Below are 24,079 nucleotides of genomic sequence, written 5' to 3' on the forward strand. Positions count from 1 at the left end.
TGCTCTTAGAAGTCCTTGCACAGTCGCAGCGCGTCGTAGATCGCCGCATGGGTGTTGCGCTGGGCCACGCAGTCGCCGATGCGGAACAACAGGTAACCGTCACCCGGCTCGCTGAGACACGGCTGCGGCTTGATCGCGAACAGCGCCTCGACGTCGATCTGGCCCTTGTTGCGCGAGCCCTGCTTGAGCGCGTAGTACAGGCTCTCGTCCGGGCGTACGCCGTTCTCGACGACGATCTGGTCGACCACCCGCTCCTCTTTCACGCCGGTGTATTCGTTCTCCAGCACCGCTACCAGCTTGTCGCCCTCGCGGTAGACCTTTTCCAGCATCAGGTCGCCGGTCATGATCACTTCCTTCGGGTACATGCTGCGGTAGTAGGTCGGGAAGGTGGTGCCGCCGATGGCCACGCCCGGCTTGATGTCGTCGGTGACGATCTCGACCTGGGCGCCCTTGTCGGCGAGGAAATCCGCCACCGACATGCCGCTGAACTCGCAGATGGTGTCGTAGACCAGCACGTTCTTGCCCGGCGCGACCTTGCCGTCGAGTACGTCCCAGCTGCTGACCACCAGCCCGTCGGCGGCGCCCCAGTGTTCGTTCTGCTCGAGGAACGGATGGCCGCCGTTGGCCAGCACCACCACGTCGGGGCGCAGGTCGAGGATGGTGTCGGCATCCGCGCCGGTGCCCAGGCGCAGGTCGACGTTCAGCCGCGCCAGCTCCAGCTGGTACCAGCGGGTGATGCCGGCGATCTGGTCGCGCTGCGGGGCTTTCGAGGCGGTGGTGATCTGTCCGCCGAGCTGGTCCTTCTTCTCGAACAGGGTGACGTCGTGGCCGCGCTCGGCGGCAACGCGCGCCGCCTCCATCCCTGCCGGGCCGCCACCGACGACCACGACCTTGCGCTTCACGCCAGTGGTCTTCTCGATGATGTGCGGCACGCCCATGTACTCACGGGACGTGGCGGCGTTCTGGATGCACAGCACGTCGAGGCCCTGGTACTGGCGGTCGATGCAGTAGTTGGCGCCGACGCACTGCTTGATCTGGTCGATCTGGCCCATCTTGATCTTGGCGATCAGGTGCGGGTCGGCGATGTGCGCGCGGGTCATGCCGACCATGTCCACGTAACCACCTTCGAGGATGCGCGTGGCCTGGTTCGGGTCCTTGATGTTCTGCGCGTGCAACACCGGCACGTTGACTACTTCCTTGATCCCGGCCGCCAGGTGCAGGAACGGCTCCGGCGGGAAGGTCATGTTCGGGATGACGTTGGCCAGGGTGTTGTGGGTGTCGCAGCCCGAGCCGACCACGCCGATGAAGTCGAGCATGCCGGTGTCGCTGTAGTACTTGGCGATCTGCTTCATGTCCTCGTGGGACAGGCCGTCCGGGTGGAACTCGTCGCCGCAGATGCGCATGCCGACGCAGAAATCGTCGCCGACTTCGGCACGCACGGCCTTGAGCACTTCCAGGCCGAATTTCATGCGGCCCTCGAAGCTGCCGCCCCATTCGTCGGTGCGCTTGTTGACCCGCGGGCTCCAGAACTGGTCGATCATGTGCTGGTGCACGGCGGACAGCTCGACGCCGTCCAGGCCGCCGGCCTTGGCACGGCGAGCCGCTTGCGCGTAGTTGCCGATCACCCGCCAGATCTCTTCCGGCTCGATGGTCTTGCAGGTGGCGCGGTGCACCGGCTCGCGCACGCCGGAGGGCGACATCAGGGTCGGCCAGTTGAAGCCGTCCCAGCGCGAGCGGCGGCCCATGTGGGTAATCTGGATCATGATCTTGGCCCCATGCTTGTGCATGGCGTCGGCCAGGTTCTGGAAGTGCGGGATGATGCGGTCGGTGGAAAGGTTCACCGAGCTCCACCATTCCTGCGGGCTGTCGATGGCGACCACGGAGGAACCACCGCAGATGGCCAGGCCGATACCGCCCTTGGCCTTCTCCTCGTAGTACTTCACGTAGCGCTCGGTGGTCATTCCGCCGTCGGTGGCATACACCTCGGCGTGAGCGGTGGAGAGTACGCGGTTGCGGATGGTCAGCTTGCCGATCTGGATCGGCTGGAACATTGCCTCGAAAGCCATTGCGGCATCCTCACGGGATCAGAGGTTTCTTGTTGTCTGGCGGCCTTGCGGCTGCTTGTTCGCGAGCAAGCTCGCTCCTACAGGGGGCGAAAGATCAGAGGGGTTTGACGACGAACAGGCCGTCGTCGTGACCTTCCTCGGCGCCGCTGTAGACCTGCTCGGCGACGGTGCGGATATCGCTGCCACGCGCCTGGAGAATCTGGTCCATGGCGCCGGCGAACCAGCCGGTGAACATGTAGTCGACCTTGCGGTTGACCTTGCCGTAGACGTAGACGAAGGCCGAGTGCTTCAGGCGTACCTGGGCGGTGCCCTTGTCGAGGTCGATCTGCTCGATCTGGAACAGGCCCCAACCACGCTGGGACAGACGCTTCATGTAGTGCTCGAAGACTTCCACGCCGACCAGGCCGTGGCACTCGGCTTCCTTCTCGCACCAGTGCCAGGCGGACTTGTAGCCGGCCTTGTAGAGGATTTCGGCGTAGCGCTCGGCGCCCAGCTCTTCCTCGATGCCCATGTGGTTGTTGACGAAGAAGTGCCGCGGTACGTAGAGCATCGGCAGGGCGTCTGTGGTCCAGACGCCGGTTTCGCTGTCGACTTCGATGGGCAGTTCGGGGGCGTGTTTGGCCATGGGATTTCGCTCCAATTCTTCTGGCTCCCTCTCCCTTGGGGAGAGGGTTGGGGTGAGGGGTTCTACGGGTGAGTGCGGTAGCCCTCACCCCTGCCCTCTCCCAGAGGGAGAGGGGGAAGGCGGCTTACTCGCCCCAGACGTCTTTGAGGACGCGCACCCAGTTCTCGCCCATGACCTTGCGCACCACGCGCTCGGGCATGCCGCGCTTGAGCAGGGTCTCGGTGAGATTGGGGAACTCGCCCACAGTGCGGATGCCCAGCGGGTTGACGATCTTCCCGAAGTTGGTGAGGCGGCGGGCGTAACCCTTGTCGTGGGTCAGCCACTCGAAGAAGTCCTGGCCATGGCCCTGGGTGAAGTCGGTGCCGATGCCGATGGCGTCCTCGCCGACGAGGTTCATCACGTACTCGATGGCTTCGGCGTAGTCGTCGATGGTCGAGTCGATGCCCTTGGCGAGGAAGGGCGCGAACATGGTCACGCCGACGAAGCCGCCGTGGTCGGCGATGAACTTGAGCTCCGCGTCGGACTTGTTGCGCGGGTGTTCCTTGAGGCCCGACGGCAGGCAGTGGGAATAGGTGACGGGCTTCTTCGACTCGAGGATGACTTCCTCGGACGTCTTGGAGCCGACGTGGGACAGGTCGCACATGATGCCGACGCGGTTCATCTCCGCGACGATCTCGCGGCCGAAGCCGGAGAGGCCGCCGTCGCGCTCGTAGCAGCCGGTGCCGACCAGGTTCTGGGTGTTGTAGCACATCTGCACGATGCCCACGCCCAGCTGCTTGAACACCTCGACGTAGCCGATCTGGTCCTCGAACGCATGGGCGTTCTGGAAGCCGAAGAGGATGCCGGTCTTGCCCTGTTCCTTGGCCTTGCGGATGTCGGCGGTGGTACGCACCGGGATGACCAGGTCGCTGTTCTCGCGGATCAGCTTCTGGCTGGCGGCGATATTGTTCACCGTGGCCTGGAAGCCTTCCCACACGGAGACGGTGCAGTTCGCGGCGGTCAGGCCGCCCTTGCGCATGTCTTCGAACAGCTCGCGGTTCCACTTGGCGATGATCAGGCCATCGATGACGATGCTGTCGGCGTGGACTTCGGCTGGGCTCATCTTGGCGTACCTCTTCTCAGGCTTGGTGCGCCGGGGCTTGTGCCGACGCTTTGCAGGCAGGATATCCCTGCCCCCGGAGGCGACCCGGTTCGAAAACGACCAGGGTCGACCCGAAAGCGTCAACCTCACGACATGGGCGACAGCGTTTGCGTCGTGCTGGGGAATGTTTGCCGTGCGGACGGCAGGGAAGCGCATTTTTCGGGTGAGCGCGGGAGGAATCTGTGAGGGACTGTTTGGTGCTGGGAAGCCCGTGCCATGGGTCTCCCCTCACCCCAACCCTCTCCCAGAGGGAGAGGGAGTTGATCGTGCCGGCCGATACCGAGGTTTCGTCCTGTACCGAACGGTCCCCTCTCCCCTGGGAGAGGGTTAGGGTGAGGGGCTCCTAAAAATGTATGCCGTGCGGACGGCAGGGAAGCGCATTTTTCGGGTGAGCGCGGGAGGAAGCTGTGAGGGACTGTTTGGTGCTGGGAAGCCCGTGCCATGGGTATCCCCTCACCCCAACCCTCTCCCGGAGGGAGAGGGAGTTGATCGTGCCGGCCGATACCGAGGTTTCATCCTGTACCGAACGGTCCCCTCTCCCCCTGGGAGAGGGTTAGGGTGAGGGGCTTCTAAACAGGGCAGTGCGTCAGCGCTTGCGCCAGCAGGCAAAGAGGTTCCACGCCACCAGGCCGGTGACGAAAGCGGAGCTGCTGTAGAAGAGCATGGCGTCCACGTGGATTCCTCCGGAGCGACAGCGCCCCCGAGAACGGGGGCGCTGGGTGGGCGGGCGGGCTTACTTCTCGGCGACCAGACGCGCGTGGGCGGATTCCTCGCCCAGGTTGTTCAGCATCCGCTCGCTGTACCAGTCGAGGAAGTTGATCACACCGAATTCGTAGGTCTTCGAGTACGGCCCCGGCTGGTAGGCGGTGGAGTTGATGCCACGCTGGTTCTCTTCGGCCAGGCGACGGTCCTGGTCGTTGGTCGCGTCCCAGACTTCGCGCAGGCGTGCCACGTCGTAGTCGACGCCTTCCACCGCATCCTTGTGCACCAGCCACTTGGTGGTGACCACGGTTTCCTGCGCGCTGATCGGCCAAACGGTGAAGACGATCAGGTGATCGCCCATGCAGTGGTTCCACGAATGCGGCAGGTGCAGGATGCGCATCGAACCCAGGTCCGGGTTCTGGATGCGGCCCATGAGCTTCTTGCTGCCCTGCTTGCCGTCCATGGTCATGGACACGGTGCCCTGCAGCAGCGGCATGCGCACGATGCGGTTGCGCAGGCCGAAGCTGGCATGGGCGTAAGGAATCTTCTCGGCATCCCAGGCGGTGGTGCAGGCGGCGACCTGGTCCTTGAACGCCTGGCTGGCACGCGGGTCGGTAACGTCGTCCCACTCCAGCAGGGTGTTCAGCAGCTCCGGGTGCGAGCCGTTGCAGTGGTAGCACTCGCGGTTGTTTTCCAGCACCAGCTTCCAGTTGGCCTTTTCCCGCAGCGTGGTCTGCACCGCCACCTTGGTGTTCTCCATGTCGTACGGCTCCATGTAGTGCTCGAGCGTACGCAGGAAGTCATCGATGGCCGGCGGGTTCTCCGACAGCGAGATGAAGATGTAGCCGCCAGCGGTCTTCACGTTCACCGGCTTGAGGCTGTAGTCCTTCATGTCGAAGTCCGCGCCCATCTCGGTGCCGGCGAACAGCAGGCGGCCATCCAGTTCGTAGGTCCACTGGTGGTAGGGGCAGACCAGCTTGGCGACCTTGCCCTTGTCGCTGACGCACAGGCGCGAGCCACGGTGGCGGCAGACGTTGTGGAAGGCGTGGATCTTGCCCTCGGCGCCGCGCAGGACGATCACCGGGTTGTCGCCGATCTGCAGGGTGAGGAAGTTGCCCTTGGTCGGGATCTCGCAGGTCATCCCGGCGATCAGCCACTCCTTGTGGAAGATCTCCTGCATGTCCAGCTGGAACAGGCGCTCGTCGTTGTAGAAGGGTTGCGGCAGCGAGAAGCTGTGGTCGCGAGTGCGCAGCATCTCGGCGGTGGCCTTGCGGGCCGGTTCCAGCGGATCGCCCAGACTCAGGGTAGTAGTGACGTCCATTGCTAGGTCCTCATGCCGTAGCCCGTTGGCTGCCGGCGGAAATAGTGGCTGATACGGTTTGCCACGCAGGGCAGTGGCAGCAGGTGCACAGCGCGCCGAGTGCGCTTTCCCGCCGTCCTCGTTCAACCGATTGGGGTTGCTCGGCATGGAGCTGAGTGTGGGGCCGCGAGCCGGGAATACCCTTATCCATGGGCGACACGGCCACGTCATTTCCCGACGCGCCAGCGCACGTCCCAGGCGGCAGGTCGCGATAAGCATGCAAATGTCGCTGGCAGGTAAATGCAGCACCCGAGGTCGTGCACACAATCCGCCCCATCAGGCATGCCGCAAGGCCCCGTGCTTTCTATGTCCAGGCGACACAGACAAGCGGGCCCCGGCGCTGCCCCATCAGGCCCTGCGCGGCCCGCGTGCGCGGAGAGACAGCATGTCGACGAACACCTTCCTCAACCCGGTCAACACCCAGACCTGGGCCAACGGGCGCCACCTGGTGCGCTGCGTGAAAGCCATCCAGGAAACCTGGGATGTGCGCACCTTCTGCTTCATGGCCGACGCGCCGATCATGTTCTTCTTCAAGCCCGGCCAGTTCGTCACCCTGGAACTGGAGATCGACGGCCAGCCGATCATGCGCTCCTACACCATCTCCAGCTCGCCCTCGGTGCCGTACAGCTTCTCCATCACCATCAAGCGCGTGCCCGGCGGCAAGGTCTCGAACTGGCTGCACGACAACCTCAAGGAAGGCGACCAGGTCCCGGTGCACGGCCCGGTGGGCAACTTCAACGCCATCGACTTCCCGACCGAGAAGGCGTTGTTCCTTTCCGGCGGTGTCGGCATCACCCCGGTGATGTCCATGTCGCGCTGGTTCTTCGATACCAACGGCAATGTCGACATGGTCTTCGTGCACAGCGCGCGCACGCCCAAGGACATCATCTACCACCGCGAGCTGGAGCACATGGCTTCGCGGATCAACAACTTCAAGCTGCACCTGATCTGCGAGAAATACGAGATGGGCGAGTCCTGGGCCGGCTACCGGGGCTTCCTGAACAAGGCGATGCTGCAGCTGATGGCGCCGGACTTCCTCGAGCGCGAAGTGTTCTGCTGCGGCCCTACACCCTACATGCACGCGGTCAAGCGCCTGCTCGAGGCCGAGGGCTACGACATGTCGCGCTACCACGAGGAAGCCTTCGGCCCGACCCCGCCGGAAGTGCGCGCCGACGTGAAGGAGCTGGCCGCCGAGGCCGCCGAAGCGCCGGCCGTGCCGCTCGCGGACCAGAACCTCGTCGAGTTCTGCGAGACCGGCAAGAGCATCCGCGTGGCGCCGGGCGAGACTGTCCACGCCGCCGCCGCCCAGCTCGGGCTGCACATTCCCAAGGCCTGCGGCATGGGCATCTGCGGCACCTGCAAGGTGATGAAGCGCTCCGGCGAGGTGGAGATGGAGCACAACGGCGGGATCACCGACGAAGACGTCGCCGAAGGCTACATCCTGTCCTGCTGCAGCGTGCCCAAGGGCGATGTGGTGATCGAGTACTGACCACAGGCTGCCCCCACCCGCCCCACACGTTACCCACTGAGTTATCCACAGGCTGAAGGTGTCCCGACGCAAGGCCGGAGACACCTAAGGCCGACCGGACTGGCCGCCTCGATCCCGTCTGCAACCCGCATGCCACCTGGCTTCGAGCTTGTGCGCGGAGCCACCACCAAGGCGCACGCAAGCGCACAGCCGCAGGCCTTTTCAGGCATGGGCTGCGACGAATATCCACATTCGCTCAGTCTTCTTCCGGGGTCGCCTTGTAGCTGCCGGACAGGCGTTGCTGCACGTCCTGTGGGACAGCGCTGTAGTGGCTGGAGGAAAGACTGTAGAGACCTTGCCCGGCGGTAATGGATTTGAGCCGGTTGGCGTAACCGTCCAACTCAGCCAGCGGCACCTGACCGCGCACCAGCGCGACGCTGGCCGATAGCGACTCGGTGCCCAGCACCTGGCCGCGACGGCCGGTGAGGTCGGCGGTGATGTCGCCCAGATGGGTTTCCGGGGTGGTCACCTCGATCTGCATCACCGGCTCCAGCACGATGCCACCGGCATTGCGCAGCGCATCGAGCATCGCCTTGCGCCCGGCGGCCTGGAAGGCGATGTCCTTGGAATCCACCGAGTGGCTCTTGCCGTCGAAGACCGTGACCTTGACGTCCTCCACCGGGAAGCCGGCCAGCGGCCCGGCCGCCAGCGCCGAGCGCACGCCCTTCTCCACGGATGGAATGAAGTTGCCGGGAATCACCCCGCCCTTGATCGCATCGACGAACGCGAAACCTTCGCCACGCGGCAGCGGCTCGATGCGCAGGAACACCTCGCCGAACTGCCCTGCTCCCCCGGTCTGTTTCTTGTGCCGGCTATGCCCCTCCGCTGCACGCGTGGCGGTCTCGCGGTAAGGCACGGCGGGCGCGCGGGTCTGCACTTCCAGCTTGTACTGCCCGGCCATTCGCTCGAGCAGATAACGCAGGTGCATCTCGCCCATGCCGCGCAGCACGGTCTGCTGGGTGGAGGCGTTGTAGTCCAGGCGCACACAGGGGTCCTCGGCCTGCAGGCGCTGGAGGATTTCCGCCAGGCGCTGCTCGTCGCCACGCCGGCTCGCCTCGATGGCCAGGCCCTGCATCGGCTCGGGGAATTCCACGGGCTTGAGGTGGATATGGTCCTCGTCATGGGAGTCGTGCAGCACCACGCCGTAGTCCAGTTCGTCGACCTTGGTCAGTGCGCCAAAGTCACCGGGGATCAACCAGGGCGCCTCCTCGTGCTTCTTTCCCTGCAGGCGTAGCAGATGACCCACCTTGAACGACTTGCGCCCGTCGCCGGCGAACAGCTGCATTTCCCGGCGAATCGTGCCCTGGTGCACGCGGAACACGGCCAGGCGACCGACGAAGGGGTCGATCACCACCTTGAACACATGGGCCAGCACATGGGCCTTGGGGTCCGGCTGGCAGGGCACCGGATGCTCCTTGCCCTTGTCATCGGTACGCAGGAACAGCGGCGGGTTGCCCTCGGCAGGATTGGGTGCGAGGCGCGCGAGAATGTCGGCCAGCTCCGGCACGCCGGCGCCGGTACGTGCGGAGACGAAGCACAGGGGAATCAGGTGCCCGTCGCGCAGCGCGCGCTCGAAGGGTTCGTGCAGCGCCTCGGGCGCCACCTCGCCCTCCTCCAGGTAATGCGCCATCAGCGCCTCGTCCACCTCCACCACCTGGTCGACCAGCGCCTGGTGCGCCTCGGCCACGGAGGAAAAGTCAGCCTCGCCATCGGGATTGAAGAAACAATCCACAACCCGTGCGCCACCCTCGGCGGGCAGATTGATCGGCAATACCTCCTTGCCGAACGACTCGCGCAAACCCGCCAGCAGTGCCGGCAGGTCAACGCGTTCGGCATCGATCTTGTTCACCACCAGCATCCGGCACAGGCCGCGCTCACCGGCCCAGTCCATCATCCGGCGGGTGGACAGCTCGATGCCGTTCTGCGCGTTCACCACCACCAGCGCGGTTTCCACCGCCGCCAGCGCCGGCAGCGCGTGGCCGATGAAGTCGGGATAGCCAGGAGTGTCGATCAGGCGAATCTGCGCACCCGCGTGCTCGAAGTGCACCAGCGCGGCGGCCAGGGAGTGATGGTATTCGCGCTCCATGGGGTCGGAGTCGCAGAGGGTGTCGCCGCGCTCCAGCGAGCCCATGCTGGCAATCGCCCCGCTGTGCTGCAGCAGCGCCTCGGCAAGCAGGGTCTTGCCGCAGTCACCGTGGCCGACCAGGGCCACGGTGCGGATCTGTTCCACCGAGTAACTGGACATGATGGTCTCCCGCCCCCAGGGTTTCTGCCCGCCGTGGGGTGAATTATAGGCAGCGCGCCCAGTGCCCCTGGACAAATATTGATCAGCCCGCCGCGCACCAGTACCGGCGCAGCTTGCAGCGATCCATCCACAGTCCGCCCACATCTTCCCGGCAGAACGCTGCACAGCCAATGTGGAAAACCCGCCGTGAAAATCGCTGAAAGCCAGAAGTGACGGGGCTTTCGACATTTGATCAAAAAACGTACTGAGATGATAAAGGCACGCTGTACGCGGCCTCTGGCGATCTGGTGACAGGTTGTCCACACCTTCTGCGAGATTCGCCCCACAGGGATTGTGGAAAGTTTCCCGTAGCCCGCGTCGCTGGGGAAAGTGGCTGTGGATCAGTCGCTTGCATTCATCGCTGATCAATCTTTGAACAAGCCTGTGAAGACCCCGCCAGGCGTGGCGCTGGTGATGTTTTCCACAGGAGGCGCACAAGCGGGTCAACATAAACCGGGGATAGCGGTGGAAAGGTCATGCACAGAAAAATCACCGCAATCGATACACAGGCACGCAAGTAATTGAAAAGACGGACTTGGTCAGAAAACAACCAGTTTCAGGGAAGCCACGTGCTATCAGCTCCGCAGGCACCTCCCAACAGTTTTTCCACAGGTTGGACAAGCTTGCCTCCACAGCGACTGTGGAGATCTCCACAACGCCCCATTTCATGCATGAAAGCCACGGATTACGCGGCCCCTGCGACAATTCGCAGGGATTTTTCGCTATTCACGAAACTGCCACGACGCTGTCATTTCCCACGACCTTATCCACAGCTTTATCACAAGGCTGCCCCCAGTTTTTCGGCAAATGCTGAAACACAGCCGGCGCCCCCCGCGCCGGGCCCAGGGCTATGCTGAGTTTCCCCAGCAGAGGAGCCAGTCCCATGATCCTGACCACCACGCCCACCATCGAGGGCAAGACCATCCAGGAATACCGCGGCATCGTGGTCGGCGAGGCGATCCTCGGCGCCAACGTGTTCCGCGACCTGTTCGCCGGCCTGCGCGACATCATCGGCGGCCGTTCCGGTGCGTACGAGAAGGAGCTGGGGCGGGCGCGAGAGATCGCCTTCGAGGAGCTACAGGAGCGCGCCGAGGAGCTGGGCGCCAATGCCGTGGTGGGCATCGACCTGGATTACGAGGTGGTGGGCCAGAACGGCAGCATGCTGATGGTCAGCGTGAGCGGGACGGCGGTGCGTATCTGACGCCCGCAAGAGCGTCTATTTCCCTCTGGGGAATCGGTGCCGCCCTATATCCCCTCACCCCAACCCTCTCCCAGGGGGAGAGGGGGCAGATCGTGCCGACTGACGCCATAGCTTCATCCTGCACCGAACGGTCCCCTCTCCCGCTTGCGGGAGAGGGTTAGGGTGAGGGGCTCTTGGTCTTGCTGGAGCGCGCCATGGGCGATTGAGGGGGCGGTCCGCTCCTGCAGGCCTCGATCAAAGTTTGATCAAGCCTCTGAAAGCCTCGCCGCCCGTCGCTTGCAGGAGTTCATCCACAGGTTGGCGACAGGTTGCGCGAGCAACCGTCCCCAGCGACTGGGGACAACTCAGGCGCTCATCACCTTGCGAATATCCGCCGCCAGCGCCTCGACCCGCTCGATCTCGGTGTCCCACGAGCACATGAAGCGCGCGCCGCCGGCGCCGATGAAGGTGTAGAAGCGCCAGCCCAACTGACGCAGGGCTTCCAGCGCGGGCTCGGACATCTGCAGGAATACGCCGTTGGCCTCCACCGGGAACATCAGCTGCACGCCCGGCACGTCGGCGACGCGCTCGGCCAGCAGTTGTGCACAGCGGTTGGCATGGCTGGCGTAGTGCATCCAGGCGTCATCCTGCAGCACGCCGACCCAGGGTGCGGCGAGGAAGCGCATCTTCGAGGCCAGTTGGCCGGCCTGCTTGCAGCGATAGTCGAAGCCTTCGGCCAGCTCGCGGTTGAAGAACAGGATGGCCTCGCCCACCGCCATGCCGTTCTTGGTACCGCCGAAGCACAGCACTTCGACGCCGGCCTTCCAGGTCAGCTCGGCCGGGGTCGCGCCGAGGAAGGCGCAGGCATTGGAGAAGCGTGCGCCGTCCATGTGCAGGTGCAGGCCCAGTTCGCGGCAGGTGGCGCTGAGCGCCTGCAGCTCGTCCGGGCGGTAGACGGTGCCGACCTCGGTGGCCTGGGTGATGGTGACCACGCGCGGCTTGGGATAGTGGATGTCCTGGCGCTTGAGGGCGATCTCGCGGATCGCTTCGGGAGTCAGCTTGCCCTGGGCGTCGGTGCGCGCCAGCAGCAGCTTGGAGCCGTTGGAGAAGAACTCCGGCGCGCCGCACTCGTCGGTCTCGACGTGGGCGGTCTCGGCGCAGATCACGCTGTGGTAGCTCTGGCACAGCGCCGCCAGGGCCAGGGAGTTGGCCGCGGTGCCGTTGAAGGCGAAGAAGACTTCGCAGTCGGTCTCGAACAGCTCGCGGAAGTAGTCGGAGGCGCGGGCGGTCCACTGGTCGTCGCCGTAGGCGCGCTCGTGGCCGCGATTGGCCTCGGCCATGGCCGCCCAGGCTTCGGGGCAGATGCCGGAATAGTTGTCGCTGGCGAACTGTTGGGTGTTGTCGGTCATGGTGCGGCCTCGGAAAACGTTGTGCGTCAGGCAGCAGCGTAGCAACGGATAGTCGCCCGCCGCCGGAGGGCGCAGGCCTCCCACTGACGGGAGGCCGCGGGATGGATCAGGGCAGCTTGGTCAGTGCCATCTGCTCGGAGATCGGCACGAACAGCTCGCGCAGGGACTGCGCGGTGCCGCCGTTGGGCTTGTCCGGCGAGGTCATGTTGAGCACGTAGCGGCCCTTGATCAGGCCGGTCAGGCTCGACTCGCCAGCCTTGTCGTCCGGGCCCGGCACGCTGATGGCCAGCGGGTCGCCCATGCGGGTGCTGTCGATCACCGGCAGGTATTGCTCGCCGCCGAACTGCGCGGCGGTGCCGTTCTGCAGCGCAGCCTGGCGCGCCTGGTTGAGCAGCGAGACGTTCTTCGCGGTGGTGTCGCGGAGCTTGGCCTGGGCGGTCAGGTACTGCCTGGCGGCCTCGCCCTGCTGGTCGGCGCCCGGCGCAGGCAGGCCGGTATCGGTCAGGGTCACGACCAGGTGCTGGCTGCCATCGGCCTTGCCGTAGACGATGGTGGCGTCGTCATAGCCGCACTCGCGGGACAGGTAGGGGTAGCCGTAGATGGCCTTGGTCGGCGGCAGCGCCTTCTCCAGCACATGGCCAGTGCAGCTGTCGCCGGCCGGGGTGGCCGCGGCGGCGCTGCTGGCAGCCTCGGGCGCTTCGGCCTTGGCGGGTTTGCTGTCGTCACCACAGCCCTGCAGCGTCGCGGTGAGCAGCAGGGCGGAAAGCAGAGTCAGGGAGCGGTTCATGGCGTCCTCGCATTTCGTGAGAGGCGCAGTTTATCCGCTACGCCGCTCCCCGTGCAGGGCCGTTCAAGCGCCGCGTGGCGCAATCGCCTGCGGGCCTGCGGGCCTGTGACCTCCGGCCGACCGTCGACTTCGCTGCGCGGCTGATCGTCGGTCCGGTAATCCGTCCGCAGGCCGATGTCGCCGGAGACGCGGCATTCGCTGCCAGATTTGAGCGGGGCCCGCACCGCCGAGATCGGCAACACGGGTGGCAAGGGCTCAGCGGAGTGAGTGCCGCTCGATCTCTAGCATCCAGCCATTGCCGGACGCTCCCATTTGCAGGGGCGGCATTTTCCGATCCGGAATTCGCGCGATCAGGGCATGCAGCGCCAGCGGCCCAAGGCTTCGTCGTAGGCTGCACCCGCCACGGCGAGGCCCTCCCCGCGTGACACCAGGCAGAAAGTCTTCATGAAGGTCGCCCGCTGGCCATCGCCGGCACTGTCGTGGCCGCCGAGAGTGGCGTTGTACAAGCCGGGCTCCAGGGGCCGTGCGAGGACTTTCTCGCGGAAGCCTGGGATTGCCTGGCCATAGCCGAAGCAGGTATCGCCGCGTAGCGGCACGCCCTGGGTCGGTTCGATGCTGGCCGACGACCAGAACGGCTCGTAAGGCTCGCGGGCGACTTCGATGTAATGCACCGCCACCTGCCGCTCATCTACCTGCAGCGTGTGGTTGAAGAACAGGCCTGGGGACTTGAACATCGCGCCGCCGAAACACAGCGTCCTGCCCTGCATCCAGACGTTGGCGTCGCCGTCGAAGAGTCGGGACATGGCTTGAACCTGCGGCGACAGCACTGCGCCAATCCAGAGAGCCAGCGCGATTCGTCCAGCCAATCGAGGTTGCATCATTGCTCCAGCAGCAGCGGCAGGAGCTCGCCTGCAGGCAGCGTAAGGGTGTGGGAAAAGTAAGCCTTGTAACCGTAGGCGTTCATCACGACCTTGCATGGAATACTCGTGCGCCCAGCAAGAACCTCCTTGAAACGCTGCTGATTAATGAACCGATCCGATCGGCCTTCATCTTCCGTTTCCGAAAAGTGCAAGCTGGAGGAATAAAGATATTGACCGCTATCTTGGCCGATGCGATCTACCGTGCCGTATCCGAACACCGGGATCACATGATCCATCGCGAATATCGGCTCACGCTCGAGCGAGCACACCAGGCGCTGGCCAATCTTGCCACTACCCTCGAGATGGGAATAAACATCATCGAGATCGAGGTCTGACGCAAAGTACAGGTTGAAACTTATGCGCCCCGTTACCGGCTCCGAGCGTAAGTAAGTCAAGTTTGCGGTGGGTTGGTGGTGATCTTTCATGCACGCCGAACAGAACGCTGCAATCAGAAGGGGGAAAAGAGCATTGCCAAGCTTCATTTTCCCAAATACTCCTCGATCGATCGCTTGATGTAATAGTGGGGCGAGTAGTTCGGCAACATCGTGACCGTGAACATGCGATCCGCATCCGCGTGATTGATATCCGCAGCGATGTCTATGTCGGTCCCTTCGGGTATCCAGCGCTCACCGAACTCGGCAACACTGTCCGACATGTTTGGATGCACTGCGGCCGCGCGAACATTGATCCAGAACGAGGCCACGGGCGTTGGTTTGCTCAAGTAAATATCCGAACCCAGCCAAACCCAGAAGCCATTACCCACGGGGTCCAGAGTTATCAGCATTTCTACGCGGTAACCCTTGTCGGTCAGAATCTTCGAGAGGTGCGCACCATTCCAGGCACCAAGGCTGTGCCCAACGATGTAAACGGGAACCGACCGGGTGGGAATTTCCTTCAATACATATTTATCGATATCCCACCAGCCCCGCGCTTCGCTGTAATCCAGGTAATGGGATGCATAGATTCCAGCATGCCGCTGATTTTCGAAATCGGTATCGAGGGTGCTCTTGGGAGCCGCGATATTATTGTTCGGCCCCTGGAAGTAATACGATTCCTTGTCCGCAGCCCCGCCGATGAAGAACACCACTGCTTTCTTCACCTCGACCGGCACCTGCTTGATCGTCTGATCGTCCACAGGAGTCAGCGTACGGGTGGCCGCTACCCTGGGTGCATCGAGAACGGCGTTCGACCCGGCGCTCATGCCACACCCCCCCGCAAGAATCTGGACCTTCTCTGCCTCGCCCAGGCGACTCACCAGATGAGTGAACCCCTGGTCATCGGATACGCCCTTCTCGATCACCCCGTTGGCTCGGCGGATGGCGTAAGGGTAGCGGGGAATGGGTTCGCCAGTCCGTGAACAGACCAATTGGAACCTATCCTCAAACGTATTGGGCAAAGGCGCAGGCGGGATGAACGGCGCAGGCGTGTGCTGCGTGCCCACCAGAACATCTCCAGAACCGTTGATGATCACGCCACCGTGGGCGGTGGCACTTCCCAGGAAAGCAATGGGCTGGCCGTTGACGAGGATGGTGGGAATGCCCTCGGTCACGACATCCCCGCAGGCGGTGCTGTCGCCTATGCGCAGGGCCGGTAATCCATTGATGATGACGTTGGGAGAGCCAGTGACGGTCGCATTCACGCCATGGCCGATTAATGGGCAGGCGTCCTGATCGCTCAGGCGAGCGGCGGGTTTGGACATGCTCGAACTCCTTTCTGGCATGGCACCGAGCGGTGCAGCGCGTCGCATTCTGCGAGCCGACCGACCGCGCATCCACGCCCCAAGGGCATTTCCAGTCATTTCCTACATGTCGCGTCTGGCGTGCCCCTACATGTCGCAAACGCACCTAGCCACGGCGTGCGTAGGCATCTGGCCAGAGAGGGCCAGTCATACCATCGCTGCCATGGGGGCCACTCGGCTCCGTACCGGCCATGGCGCTTCCGGGCGCCGCAGGGAGACCAGCGATGTTCAGCAAGCACGACCAGATCCAGGGCTATGACGACGAACTGCTCGCGGCGATGGATGCCGAGGAGGCCCGCCAGGAGGACCACCTCGAGCTGATCGCTTCGGAGAACTACACCAGCAAGCGCGTCATGCAGGCCCAGGGCAGCGGGCTGACCAACAAGTACGCCGAAGGTTATCCGGGCAAGCGTTACTACGGCGGCTGCGAGCATGTGGATAAGGTCGAGCAGCTGGCCATCGACCGCGCCAAGCAGCTGTTCGGCGCCGACTACGCCAACGTACAGCCGCACTCCGGCTCCTCGGCCAACTCCGCCGTGTATCTGGCGCTGATCAATGCTGGCGACACCATCCTGGGCATGAGCCTGGCCCACGGCGGCCACCTGACCCACGGCGCCAAGGTGTCGTCCTCGGGCAAGCTCTACAACGCCGTGCAGTACGGCCTGAACACCGACACCGGGCTGATCGACTATGACGAAGTCGAGCGCCTGGCGGTGGAACACAAGCCGAAGATGATCGTCGCCGGCTTCTCCGCCTACTCCAAGACTCTCGACTTCCCGCGCTTCCGCGCCATTGCCGACAAGGTCGGGGCGCTGCTGTTCGTCGACATGGCCCACGTTGCCGGCCTGGTGGCCGCGGGCCTGTACCCGAACCCGCTGCCCTACGCCGACGTGGTCACCACCACCACCCACAAGACCCTGCGCGGCCCACGCGGCGGCCTGATCCTGGCGAAATCCAACGAAGAGATCGAGAAGAAGCTCAATTCCGCCGTCTTCCCCGGCGCCCAGGGCGGCCCGCTGATGCATGTGATCGCCGCCAAGGCGGTGTGCTTCAAGGAAGCGCTGGAACCCGGCTTCAAGGACTACCAGGCCCAAGTGATCAAGAACGCCCAGGCGATGGCCAAGGTATTCATCGAGCGTGGCTACGACGTGGTGTCCGGCGGCACCGACAACCATCTGATGCTGATCAGCCTGGTGAAGCAGGGCCTGACCGGCAAGGAAGCCGACGCCGCCCTCGGCCGCGTCGGCATCACCGTGAACAAGAACGCCGTGCCGAACGACCCGCAGAGCCCGTTCGTCACCTCCGGCATCCGCATCGGTACGCCGGCCGTCACCACCCGTGGCCTGAAGGAAGAACAGTGCCGCGAGCTGGCCGGCTGGATCAGCGACGTGCTGGACCACCTGGGCGACGCCGACGTGGAGGCCAAGGTGGCTACCCAGGTCGCCGGGCTGTGCGCGGACTTCCCGGTCTACCGTTGACGAACTTCCTTCTCCCTCTGGGAGAAGGTGCCCGAAGGGCGGATGAGGGAGAGCAAACCCCTCACCCCAGCCCTCTCCCCAGGGGAGAGGGGGAAGAGATCAGGAGCACCCCATGCAACGCTACTCCGGCTTCGGCCTGTTCAAGCACTCCCTGAGCCACCACGAGAACTGGCAGCGCATGTGGCGCACGCCCACGCCCAAGCCGGTGTATGACGTGGTCATCGTCGGCGGTGGCGGGCACGGCCTGGCGACCGCCTACTACCTGGCCAAGGAGCACGGCATCACCAACGTCGCGGTGATCGAGAAGGGCTGGCTGGGCGGCGGCAACACCGCGCGCAACACCACCATCGTGCGCTCCAACTACCTGTGGGACGAGTCGGCGCTGCTCTACGAACACGCGATGAAGCTGTGGGAAGGCCTGTCCCAGGACCTGAACTACAACGTCATGTTCTCCCAGCGCGGCGTCTACAACCTCTGCCACACCCTGCAGGACATGCGCGACGGCGAACGCCGCGTCAGCGCCAACCGCCTCAACGGCGTGGACGGCGAGCTGCTCAACGCCCAGCAGGTGGCCGAAGAGATTCCCTACCTGAACTGCACCAAGAGCGCCCGCTACCCGGTCATGGGCTCCACCGTGCAGCGCCGTGGCGGCGTGGCCCGTCACGATGCCGTGGCCTGGGGCTTCGCCCGTGCCGCCGACGCCCTGGGTGTGGACCTAATCCAACAGACTGAAGTGATCGGCTTCCGCAAGCAGGACGGCGCGGTGATCGGTGTCGAGACCAACCGCGGCTTCATCGGCGCCAAGCGCGTCGGCGTGGTCACCGCCGGCAACTCCGGGCACATGGCGATGCTCGCCGGCTTCCGCCTGCCGATCGAATCCCACCCGTTGCAGGCGCTGGTCTCCGAGCCGCTGAAACCCATCATCGACAGCGTGATCATGTCCAACGCCGTGCACGGCTACATCAGCCAGTCGGACAAGGGCGACCTGGTCATCGGCGCCGGCATCGACGGCTACAACGGCTACGGCCAGCGCGGCTCCTACCCGGTGATCGAGCACACCCTGCAGGCCATCGTCGAGATGTTCCCGGTGCTGTCCCGCGTGCGCATGAACCGCCAGTGGGGCGGCATCGTCGACACCACCCCGGACGCCTGCCCGATCATCGGCAAAACCCCGGTGAAGAACCTGTTCTTCAACTGCGGCTGGGGCACCGGCGGCTTCAAGGCCACCCCTGGCTCGGGCAACGTCTTCGCCGCCACCCTGGCCAAGGGCGAGCCGCATCCGCTGGCCGCGCCTTTCTCCATCGAACGCTTCCACACCGGCGCACTGATCGACGAACACGGCGCCGCCGCCGTCGCGCATTAACAGCCGCCCAAAGGGCGAAATCTGATGGCCCTCTCCCTTCAGGGAGAGGGTGCCCGTAGGGCGGGAGAGGGTGTTTCAGGCGCGAGCCAGCCCTTGACCGAAACGAAACAGCCGGGAGAGCGCCCCTCTCCCCAGCCCTGGCTACGCGCCCCGCTCCGAAGGGAGAGGGGGCCGGTCAGCCGGCGAGAACAGTTTCTGGAGGCTACAAACATGCTCAACATCTTCTGCCCCCATTGCGGCGAGCTGCGTTCCGAAGAGGAATTCCACGCCAAGGGCCAGGCGCACATCCCGCGCCCGCTCGATCCCGCCGCCTGCACCGATGCCGAGTGGGGCGACTACATGTTCTTCCGCGACAACCCGCGCGGCATCCACCACGAGCTGTGGGTGCACGCCGCCGGCTGCCGCCAGTACTTCAACGTCACCCGCCACACTGTGACCTACGAGATTCTCGAAACCTACAAGATCGGCGAAAAGCCCAGCATCACCGCCGCCGACTCCGACAAAAAATCCGCCGTCCAGCCCGCCGTGGAGAAGGCCTAATGAGCCAGATCAATCGCCTGTCCCGTGGCGGTCGCATCGACCGCAACAAGCCGCTGACCTTCAGCTTCAACGGCCAGAGCTACCAGGGCTTCGCCGGTGACACCCTGGCCGCCGCGCTGCTGGCCAACGGCGTCGACATCCTCGGCCGCAGCTTCAAGTACTCGCGCCCGCGCGGCATCGTCGCCGCCGGCGCCGAAGAGCCCAACGCCATCCTGCAGATCGGCTCGCGCGAATCCACCCAGGTGCCCAACGTCCGCGCCACCCAGCAGGCGCTGTACAACGGCCTGGTGGCGACCGCCACCAACGGCTGGCCGAACGTGCAGAACGACCTCATGGGGATCTTCGGCAAGGTCGGCGGCAAGCTGATGCCGCCCGGCTTCTACTACAAGACCTTCATGTACCCGCAGTCCATGTGGCTGACCTACGAGAAGTACATCCGCAAGGCCGCCGGCCTGGGCCGCGCGCCCACCGAAGTGGACCCGGACAGCTACGACTGGATGAACCACCACGCCGACGTAGTGATCGTCGGCGCCGGCCCCGCCGGCCTCGCCGCCGCCCTGGCCGCCTCGCGCAGCGGTGCGCGGGTGATCCTCGCCGACGAACAGGAAGAGTTCGGCGGCAGCCTGCTCGACACCCGCGAAACCCTCGACGGCAAGCCGGCCGAGGAATGGGTGGCCAAGGCCATCGCCGAGCTGGAAGGCAACCCGGACGTGATCCTGCTGCCGCGTTCCACGGTCAACGGCTACCACGACCACAACTTCCTCACCATCCACGAGCGCCGTACCGATCACATCGGCGAAACTGCCCCGCTGGGCCAGGTGCGCATGCGCGTGCACCGCGTCCGCGCCAACCGCGTGGTGCTGGCCGCCGGCGCCCACGAGCGCCCGCTGGTCTATGCGAACAACGACGTGCCGGGCAACATGCTCGCCGGCGCCGTCTCCACCTATGTGCGCCGCTATGGCGTGGCACCGGGCAAGAAACTGGTGCTGTCCACCAACAACGACTACGCCTACCGCGTCGCCCTGGACTGGCAGGAAGCCGGTCTGCAGGTGGTCGCCATCGCCGACGCCCGCCCCAATCCACGTGGCGAATGGGTCGAAGAAGCGCGCAAGCGCGGTATGCGGGTCATCACCGGCAGCGCAGTGATCGAGGCACGCGGCAGCAAACGCGTGACCGGCGCGAAGGTGGCGTCCATCGACACCTTCCGCCACAAGGTCAATGCGCCCGGTGAGTGGCTGGACTGCGACCTGGTCGCCAGCTCCGGCGGCTACAGCCCGGTGGTGCACCTGGCCTCGCACCTGGGTGGCAAGCCAGAATGGCGCGAGGACATCCTCGCCTTCGTTCCCGGCCTGGCCTTCCAGAAGCGTATTTGCGCCGGTGCGGTGAACGGCGTGTTCCGCCTCGCCGACGCCCTGGCCGACGGATTCAAGGCCGGCAACCAGGCGGCAATCGACGGCGGCTTCAAGGCCGTCGACGGTGAGCTGCCGGTGGTCGCCGAACGCGCCGAGGACGCTACCCTCGCGCTGTTCCAGGTGCCCCACGAAAAATCCACGGCGCGCGCGCCCAAGCAGTTCGTCGACACCCAGAACGACGTCACCGCCGCCGCCATCGAACTGGCCTGCCGCGAGGGCTTCGAGTCCATCGAGCACGTCAAGCGCTACACCGCGCTGGGCTTCGGCACTGACCAGGGCAAGCTGGGCAACATCAACGGCCTGGCCATCGCAGCCCGCGCCCAGGGCAAGAGCATCGCCGACACCGGCACCACCATGTTCCGCCCGAACTACACCCCGGTGACCTTCGGCGCCGTCGCCGGTCGCCATTGCGGCCACCTGTTCGAGCCGGTGCGCTTCACCGCCCTGCACGCCTGGCACGTGAAGAACGGCGCCGAATTCGAGGACGTCGGCCAGTGGAAGCGCCCCTGGTACTTCCCCAAGCGCGGCGAAGACATGCACGCCGCCGTGGCCCGCGAGTGCCGCGCCGTGCGTGAGTCGGTCGGCCTGCTGGACGCCTCGACCCTGGGCAAGATCGATATCCAGGGTCCGGATGCCCGCGAGTTCCTCAACCGTGTCTACACCAACGCCTGGACCAAGCTGGACGTGGGCAAGGCCCGCTATGGTCTGATGTGCAAGGAAGACGGCATGGTCTTCGACGATGGCGTGACCGCGTGCCTGGCGGACAACCACTTCGTCATGACCACCACCACCGGCGGCGCGGCGCGCGTGCTGGAGTGGCTGGAGCTGTACCACCAGACCGAATGGCCGGAGCTGAAGGTGTACTTCACCTCGGTCACCGACCACTGGGCCACCCTGACCCTGTCCGGCCCCAACAGCCGCAAGCTGCTGGCCGAGGTCACCGACATCGACCTGGACAAGGACGCCTTCCCCTTCATGACCTGGAAGGAAGGCAAGGTCGCCGGCGTCCCGGCGCGGGTGTTCCGCATCTCCTTCACCGGCGAACTGTCCTACGAGGTGAATATCCAGGCCAACTACGCCATGGGTGTGCTGGGGGCCATCATCGCCGCCGGCGCGAAGTACAACCTGACGCCGTACGGCACCGAAACCATGCACGTCCTGCGCGCCGAGAAGGGCTTCATCATCGTCGGCCAGGACACCGACGCCTCGGTCACCCCGGACGACCTGAACATGGGTTGGGCGGTCGGTCGTACCAAGCCGTTCTCCTGGATTGGCTGGCGCGGGATGAACCGCGCCGACTGCCAGCGCGAAGACCGCAAGCAGCTGGTGGGCCTCAAGCCCACCAATCCGATGGACCTGCTGCCCGAAGGCGCGCAACTGCTGTTCACCCCGCAGCACACGGTCCCGGCGACCATGGTCGGCCACGTCACCTCCAGCTACATGAGCAGCAGCCTGGGCTACAGCTTCGCCCTGGCGGTGGTGAAGGGCGGCATCAAGCGCCTGGGCGAGAAGGTCTACGCCCCGCTGGCCGATGGCCGCGTGATCGAGGCGGAAATCTGCAGCTCGGTGTTCTACGACCCGAAAGGGGAGCGGCAGAACGTGGATTGATTCGGCGCGTTCGGCTGCCCTCACCCTAACCCTCTCCCAGGGGGAGAGGGGACAGTTCGGAGCGGCCGGCGAGCACGACACTCACAGCACACTCAGCTCGGCCCCCTCTCCCCCTGGGAGAGGGCTGGGGTGAGGGGAAACAGGCAATAAGCGCCCCCAAGGTGAACAGAACATGAGCAAAGCCAACCTCTACCAGCAACGCCCCGCAGACGGTATCCAGGCCGAATCGCCCCTGCACCACGCCGAGCTGGACAAGCTCGCCGCACGCAAGGTGGCCAATGCCGGCGTGACCCTGCGCGAGAAGAAATTCCTCGGCCACCTGACCCTGCGTGGCGATGCCCATGAGCCGGCCTTCGCCGGCGGCGTGCACAAGGCCCTGGGCCTGGAGCTGCCGGTCGCCCTGGGCCTGGTGGCCAAGGGTGAAACCTCGTTGCAGTGGCTCGGCCCGGACGAGTGGCTGCTGATCGTCCCCGGTGGCGAGGAATTCGCCGTCGAGCAGCGCCTGCGCGAGGCACTGGGCGAAGAGCTGCACTACTCGGTGATCAACGTCAGCGGCGGCCAGACCCTGCTGGAGCTCGAAGGCGCCAAGGTCCGCGAAGTGCTGATGAAGTCCACCGGCTACGACGTGCACCCGAGCAACTTCCCGGTGGGCAAGGCGGTGGGTACGAACTTCGCCAAGTCCCAGCTGGTGATCCGCCATACCGGCGAGCACACCTGGGAACTGGTGGTGCGCCGCAGCTTCTCCGACTACATCTGGCTGTGGCTGCAGGACGCCTGCGCCGAGTACGGCCTGCAGATAGCAGCGTAAGAAACGCTCTTCCCCCTCTCCCTCTGGAGCGGGGCGCGCAGCCAGGGCCGGGGTGAGGGAAACCCACTCCAACCTCTGCCACCAGAGGAAAACTTCGGAGCCAGACCATGAGCCGCACCCCCGATACCTGGATCCTCACCGCCGACAGCCCCAGCCTGCTGGGCACGGTGGACGTGGTTACGCGCTACCTGTTCGAGCAGCGCTGCTACGTCACCGAGCACCACTCCTTTGACGACCGCCTGGCCCAGCGTTTCTTCATCCGCATCGAATTCCGCGCCGGCGACGGCTTCGACGAGGCGGCCTTCCGCGCCGGCCTCGCCGACCGCGTCTCGCCCTTCCAGATGAACGTCGAGCTGACCCCGCCGGGCTACCGCAGCAAGGTGGTGATCATGGTCTCCAAGGCCGACCACTGCCTGAACGATTTGCTCTATCGCCAGCGCATCGGCCAGTTGCCGATGGACGTGGTGGCAGTGGTTTCCAACCACCCGGACCTGGAACCGCTGGCGCGCTGGCACGGCATCCCCTACCACCACTTCGCCCTCGACCCGAACGACAAGGGTGCGCAGGAGGCGAAGGTCTGGCAGGTGATCGAGGACACCGGCGCCGAACTGGTGATCCTCGCCCGCTACATGCAGGTGCTCTCCCCCGAGCTGTGCCGCCGCCTGGACGGCTGGGCGATCAATATCCACCACTCCCTGCTGCCCGGTTTCAAGGGCGCCAAGCCTTATCACCAGGCCTACCAGAAGGGCGTGAAGCTGGTCGGCGCCACCGCCCACTACATCAACAACGACCTCGACGAGGGCCCGATCATCGCCCAGGGCGTCGAGCCCGTGGATCACTCCCACTACCCCGAGGACCTGATCGCCAAGGGCCGCGACGTGGAGTGCCTGACCCTGGCCAAGGCCGTGGGGTATCACATCGAGCGGAGGGTGTTCCTGAACGCCAATCGGACGGTGGTGCTGTAAGAACCCCCTCTCCCCAACCCTCTCCCTGAAGGGAGAGGGGGCAAGAGCAGTTCGGAGTCGCCGGCTGACACAGCGCTCCCTCCACACACGGATATCCCCTCTCCCGCTTGCGGGAGAGGGTTAGGGAGAGGGGCTCTTGAAGCCCAGCCCCCATGCACGAGCAAC

General features: G+C 65.0%; 18 protein-coding genes. 8 read left to right on the forward strand and 10 right to left on the reverse strand.

All coding sequences use genetic code 11. The features are described 5' to 3' along the window. Nucleotides 1–5: 5 nt before the first annotated feature. From dgcA to gbcA, 4 genes are all read right to left on the reverse strand, one after another. On the reverse strand, nucleotides 6–2,066 hold the full coding sequence (gene dgcA, locus JVX91_RS04535; RefSeq protein WP_205338211.1) for a dimethylglycine demethylation protein DgcA: 2,061 nt from the start codon (nucleotides 2,064–2,066) through the stop codon (nucleotides 6–8). A gap of 94 nt (nucleotides 2,067–2,160) precedes the next feature. After that, nucleotides 2,161–2,691 (reverse strand): 4-vinyl reductase, encoded by a 531-nt coding sequence (locus JVX91_RS04540; protein WP_015479613.1) that lies wholly within the window; start codon nucleotides 2,689–2,691, stop codon nucleotides 2,161–2,163. 124 nt (nucleotides 2,692–2,815) lie between these two features. Continuing rightward, nucleotides 2,816–3,793, reverse strand: coding sequence for a dipeptidase (locus tag JVX91_RS04545; protein WP_205338212.1), 978 nt, complete (start codon nucleotides 3,791–3,793; stop codon nucleotides 2,816–2,818). A 772-nt stretch (nucleotides 3,794–4,565) separates the two neighbouring features. Continuing rightward, a complete protein-coding gene (gene gbcA / locus JVX91_RS04550; protein ID WP_205338213.1) occupies nucleotides 4,566–5,855 on the reverse strand; it encodes a glycine-betaine demethylase subunit GbcA in 1,290 nt (429 codons plus the stop codon). A 424-nt stretch (nucleotides 5,856–6,279) separates the two neighbouring features. On the opposite strand from gbcA, the gene gbcB reads away from it, so the two are divergent. After that, nucleotides 6,280–7,383, forward strand: a complete 1,104-nt coding sequence (gene gbcB, locus JVX91_RS04555) for a glycine-betaine demethylase subunit GbcB (protein ID WP_205338214.1) — start codon at nucleotides 6,280–6,282, stop codon at nucleotides 7,381–7,383. 235 nt (nucleotides 7,384–7,618) lie between these two features. Here gbcB and fusA read toward each other — a convergent pair whose 3' ends face one another. After that, nucleotides 7,619–9,667: an elongation factor G gene (gene fusA / locus JVX91_RS04560; RefSeq protein ID WP_205338215.1), complete on the reverse strand. Its 2,049-nt coding sequence runs from the start codon at nucleotides 9,665–9,667 to the stop codon at nucleotides 7,619–7,621. Between the two features lie 922 nt (nucleotides 9,668–10,589). Between fusA and JVX91_RS04565 the strand changes: the two genes are divergently transcribed. After that, nucleotides 10,590–10,907, forward strand: coding sequence for a heavy metal-binding domain-containing protein (locus JVX91_RS04565; RefSeq protein WP_138523208.1), 318 nt, complete (start codon nucleotides 10,590–10,592; stop codon nucleotides 10,905–10,907). Between the two features lie 344 nt (nucleotides 10,908–11,251). On the opposite strand, the gene JVX91_RS04570 is transcribed toward JVX91_RS04565, so the two are convergent. The 5 genes from JVX91_RS04570 to JVX91_RS28965 all read right to left on the reverse strand — a co-directional run bounded on the left by JVX91_RS04570 (nucleotide 11,252) and on the right by JVX91_RS28965 (nucleotide 15,701). After that, a complete protein-coding gene (locus JVX91_RS04570) occupies nucleotides 11,252–12,295 on the reverse strand; it encodes a low specificity L-threonine aldolase (RefSeq protein WP_205338216.1) in 1,044 nt (347 codons plus the stop codon). Between the two features lie 106 nt (nucleotides 12,296–12,401). Beyond that, the gene (locus tag JVX91_RS04575) at nucleotides 12,402–13,082 is read right to left on the reverse strand and encodes a hypothetical protein (RefSeq protein WP_205338217.1); all 681 of its coding nucleotides are present in this window, start codon (nucleotides 13,080–13,082) and stop codon (nucleotides 12,402–12,404) included. A gap of 350 nt (nucleotides 13,083–13,432) precedes the next feature. Then, nucleotides 13,433–13,885 carry a hypothetical protein gene (locus tag JVX91_RS04580; protein ID WP_205338218.1) on the reverse strand — a complete coding sequence of 151 codons (453 nt, stop codon included), beginning with the start codon at nucleotides 13,883–13,885 and terminating at the stop codon, nucleotides 13,433–13,435. Between the two features lie 74 nt (nucleotides 13,886–13,959). Then, the gene (locus tag JVX91_RS04585) at nucleotides 13,960–14,484 is read right to left on the reverse strand and encodes a hypothetical protein (RefSeq protein ID WP_205338219.1); all 525 of its coding nucleotides are present in this window, start codon (nucleotides 14,482–14,484) and stop codon (nucleotides 13,960–13,962) included. Beyond that, nucleotides 14,481–15,701, reverse strand: a complete 1,221-nt coding sequence (locus JVX91_RS28965; RefSeq protein ID WP_240201697.1) for a PAAR domain-containing protein — start codon at nucleotides 15,699–15,701, stop codon at nucleotides 14,481–14,483. The genes JVX91_RS04585 and JVX91_RS28965 overlap by 4 nt, the downstream gene beginning before the upstream one ends. Before the next feature lie 263 nt (nucleotides 15,702–15,964). Between JVX91_RS28965 and glyA the strand changes: the two genes are divergently transcribed. The 6 genes from glyA (at nucleotide 15,965) to JVX91_RS04625 (ending at nucleotide 23,914) form a co-directional block, all read left to right on the forward strand. Next, nucleotides 15,965–17,218 carry a serine hydroxymethyltransferase gene (gene glyA, locus JVX91_RS04600; protein ID WP_205338220.1) on the forward strand — a complete coding sequence of 418 codons (1,254 nt, stop codon included), beginning with the start codon at nucleotides 15,965–15,967 and terminating at the stop codon, nucleotides 17,216–17,218. Nucleotides 17,219–17,330: 112 nt separating this feature from the next. Further along, entirely contained in the window at nucleotides 17,331–18,581 is a 1,251-nt protein-coding gene (locus JVX91_RS04605) for a sarcosine oxidase subunit beta (RefSeq protein ID WP_045214067.1), read from the forward strand. A 210-nt stretch (nucleotides 18,582–18,791) separates the two neighbouring features. Beyond that, nucleotides 18,792–19,121, forward strand: a complete 330-nt coding sequence (locus JVX91_RS04610; RefSeq protein WP_205338221.1) for a sarcosine oxidase subunit delta — start codon at nucleotides 18,792–18,794, stop codon at nucleotides 19,119–19,121. Then, nucleotides 19,121–22,141: a sarcosine oxidase subunit alpha gene (locus tag JVX91_RS04615; RefSeq protein ID WP_205338222.1), complete on the forward strand. Its 3,021-nt coding sequence runs from the start codon at nucleotides 19,121–19,123 to the stop codon at nucleotides 22,139–22,141. Before JVX91_RS04610 ends, JVX91_RS04615 begins: the two co-directional genes overlap by 1 nt. Nucleotides 22,142–22,313: 172 nt before the next feature. Then, entirely contained in the window at nucleotides 22,314–22,949 is a 636-nt protein-coding gene (soxG, locus tag JVX91_RS04620) for a sarcosine oxidase subunit gamma family protein (RefSeq protein ID WP_205338223.1), read from the forward strand. Between the two features lie 107 nt (nucleotides 22,950–23,056). Beyond that, nucleotides 23,057–23,914: a formyltetrahydrofolate deformylase gene (locus JVX91_RS04625; protein ID WP_205338224.1), complete on the forward strand. Its 858-nt coding sequence runs from the start codon at nucleotides 23,057–23,059 to the stop codon at nucleotides 23,912–23,914. Nucleotides 23,915–24,079 lie beyond the last annotated feature (165 nt).

Source organism: Pseudomonas sp. PDNC002 (assembly GCF_016919445.1).
Taxonomy (GTDB): Bacteria; Pseudomonadota; Gammaproteobacteria; order Pseudomonadales; family Pseudomonadaceae; genus Pseudomonas.

Excerpts from the sequence above, each read along its gene's own strand:
- gbcB (WP_205338214.1), top strand. The coding sequence starts at position 6,280 with ATGTCGACGAACACCTTCCTCAACCCGGTCAACACCCAGACCTGGGCC.
- JVX91_RS04625 (WP_205338224.1), top strand. The coding sequence starts at position 23,057 with ATGAGCCGCACCCCCGATACCTGGATCCTCACCGCCGACAGCCCCAGC.
- soxG (WP_205338223.1), top strand. The coding sequence starts at position 22,314 with ATGAGCAAAGCCAACCTCTACCAGCAACGCCCCGCAGACGGTATCCAG.
- gbcA (WP_205338213.1), bottom strand. The coding sequence starts at position 5,855 with ATGGACGTCACTACTACCCTGAGTCTGGGCGATCCGCTGGAACCGGCC.
- JVX91_RS04605 (WP_045214067.1), top strand. The coding sequence starts at position 17,331 with ATGCAACGCTACTCCGGCTTCGGCCTGTTCAAGCACTCCCTGAGCCAC.
- JVX91_RS04540 (WP_015479613.1), bottom strand. The coding sequence starts at position 2,691 with ATGGCCAAACACGCCCCCGAACTGCCCATCGAAGTCGACAGCGAAACC.
- JVX91_RS04580 (WP_205338218.1), bottom strand. The coding sequence starts at position 13,885 with ATGTCCCGACTCTTCGACGGCGACGCCAACGTCTGGATGCAGGGCAGG.
- JVX91_RS04570 (WP_205338216.1), bottom strand. The coding sequence starts at position 12,295 with ATGACCGACAACACCCAACAGTTCGCCAGCGACAACTATTCCGGCATC.
- fusA (WP_205338215.1), bottom strand. The coding sequence starts at position 9,667 with ATGTCCAGTTACTCGGTGGAACAGATCCGCACCGTGGCCCTGGTCGGC.
- JVX91_RS28965 (WP_240201697.1), bottom strand. The coding sequence starts at position 15,701 with ATGTCCAAACCCGCCGCTCGCCTGAGCGATCAGGACGCCTGCCCATTA.
- JVX91_RS04545 (WP_205338212.1), bottom strand. The coding sequence starts at position 3,793 with ATGAGCCCAGCCGAAGTCCACGCCGACAGCATCGTCATCGATGGCCTG.
- JVX91_RS04615 (WP_205338222.1), top strand. The coding sequence starts at position 19,121 with ATGAGCCAGATCAATCGCCTGTCCCGTGGCGGTCGCATCGACCGCAAC.
- JVX91_RS04585 (WP_205338219.1), bottom strand. The coding sequence starts at position 14,484 with ATGAAGCTTGGCAATGCTCTTTTCCCCCTTCTGATTGCAGCGTTCTGT.
- glyA (WP_205338220.1), top strand. The coding sequence starts at position 15,965 with ATGTTCAGCAAGCACGACCAGATCCAGGGCTATGACGACGAACTGCTC.
- JVX91_RS04610 (WP_205338221.1), top strand. The coding sequence starts at position 18,792 with ATGCTCAACATCTTCTGCCCCCATTGCGGCGAGCTGCGTTCCGAAGAG.
- JVX91_RS04565 (WP_138523208.1), top strand. The coding sequence starts at position 10,590 with ATGATCCTGACCACCACGCCCACCATCGAGGGCAAGACCATCCAGGAA.
- dgcA (WP_205338211.1), bottom strand. The coding sequence starts at position 2,066 with ATGGCTTTCGAGGCAATGTTCCAGCCGATCCAGATCGGCAAGCTGACC.
- JVX91_RS04575 (WP_205338217.1), bottom strand. The coding sequence starts at position 13,082 with ATGAACCGCTCCCTGACTCTGCTTTCCGCCCTGCTGCTCACCGCGACG.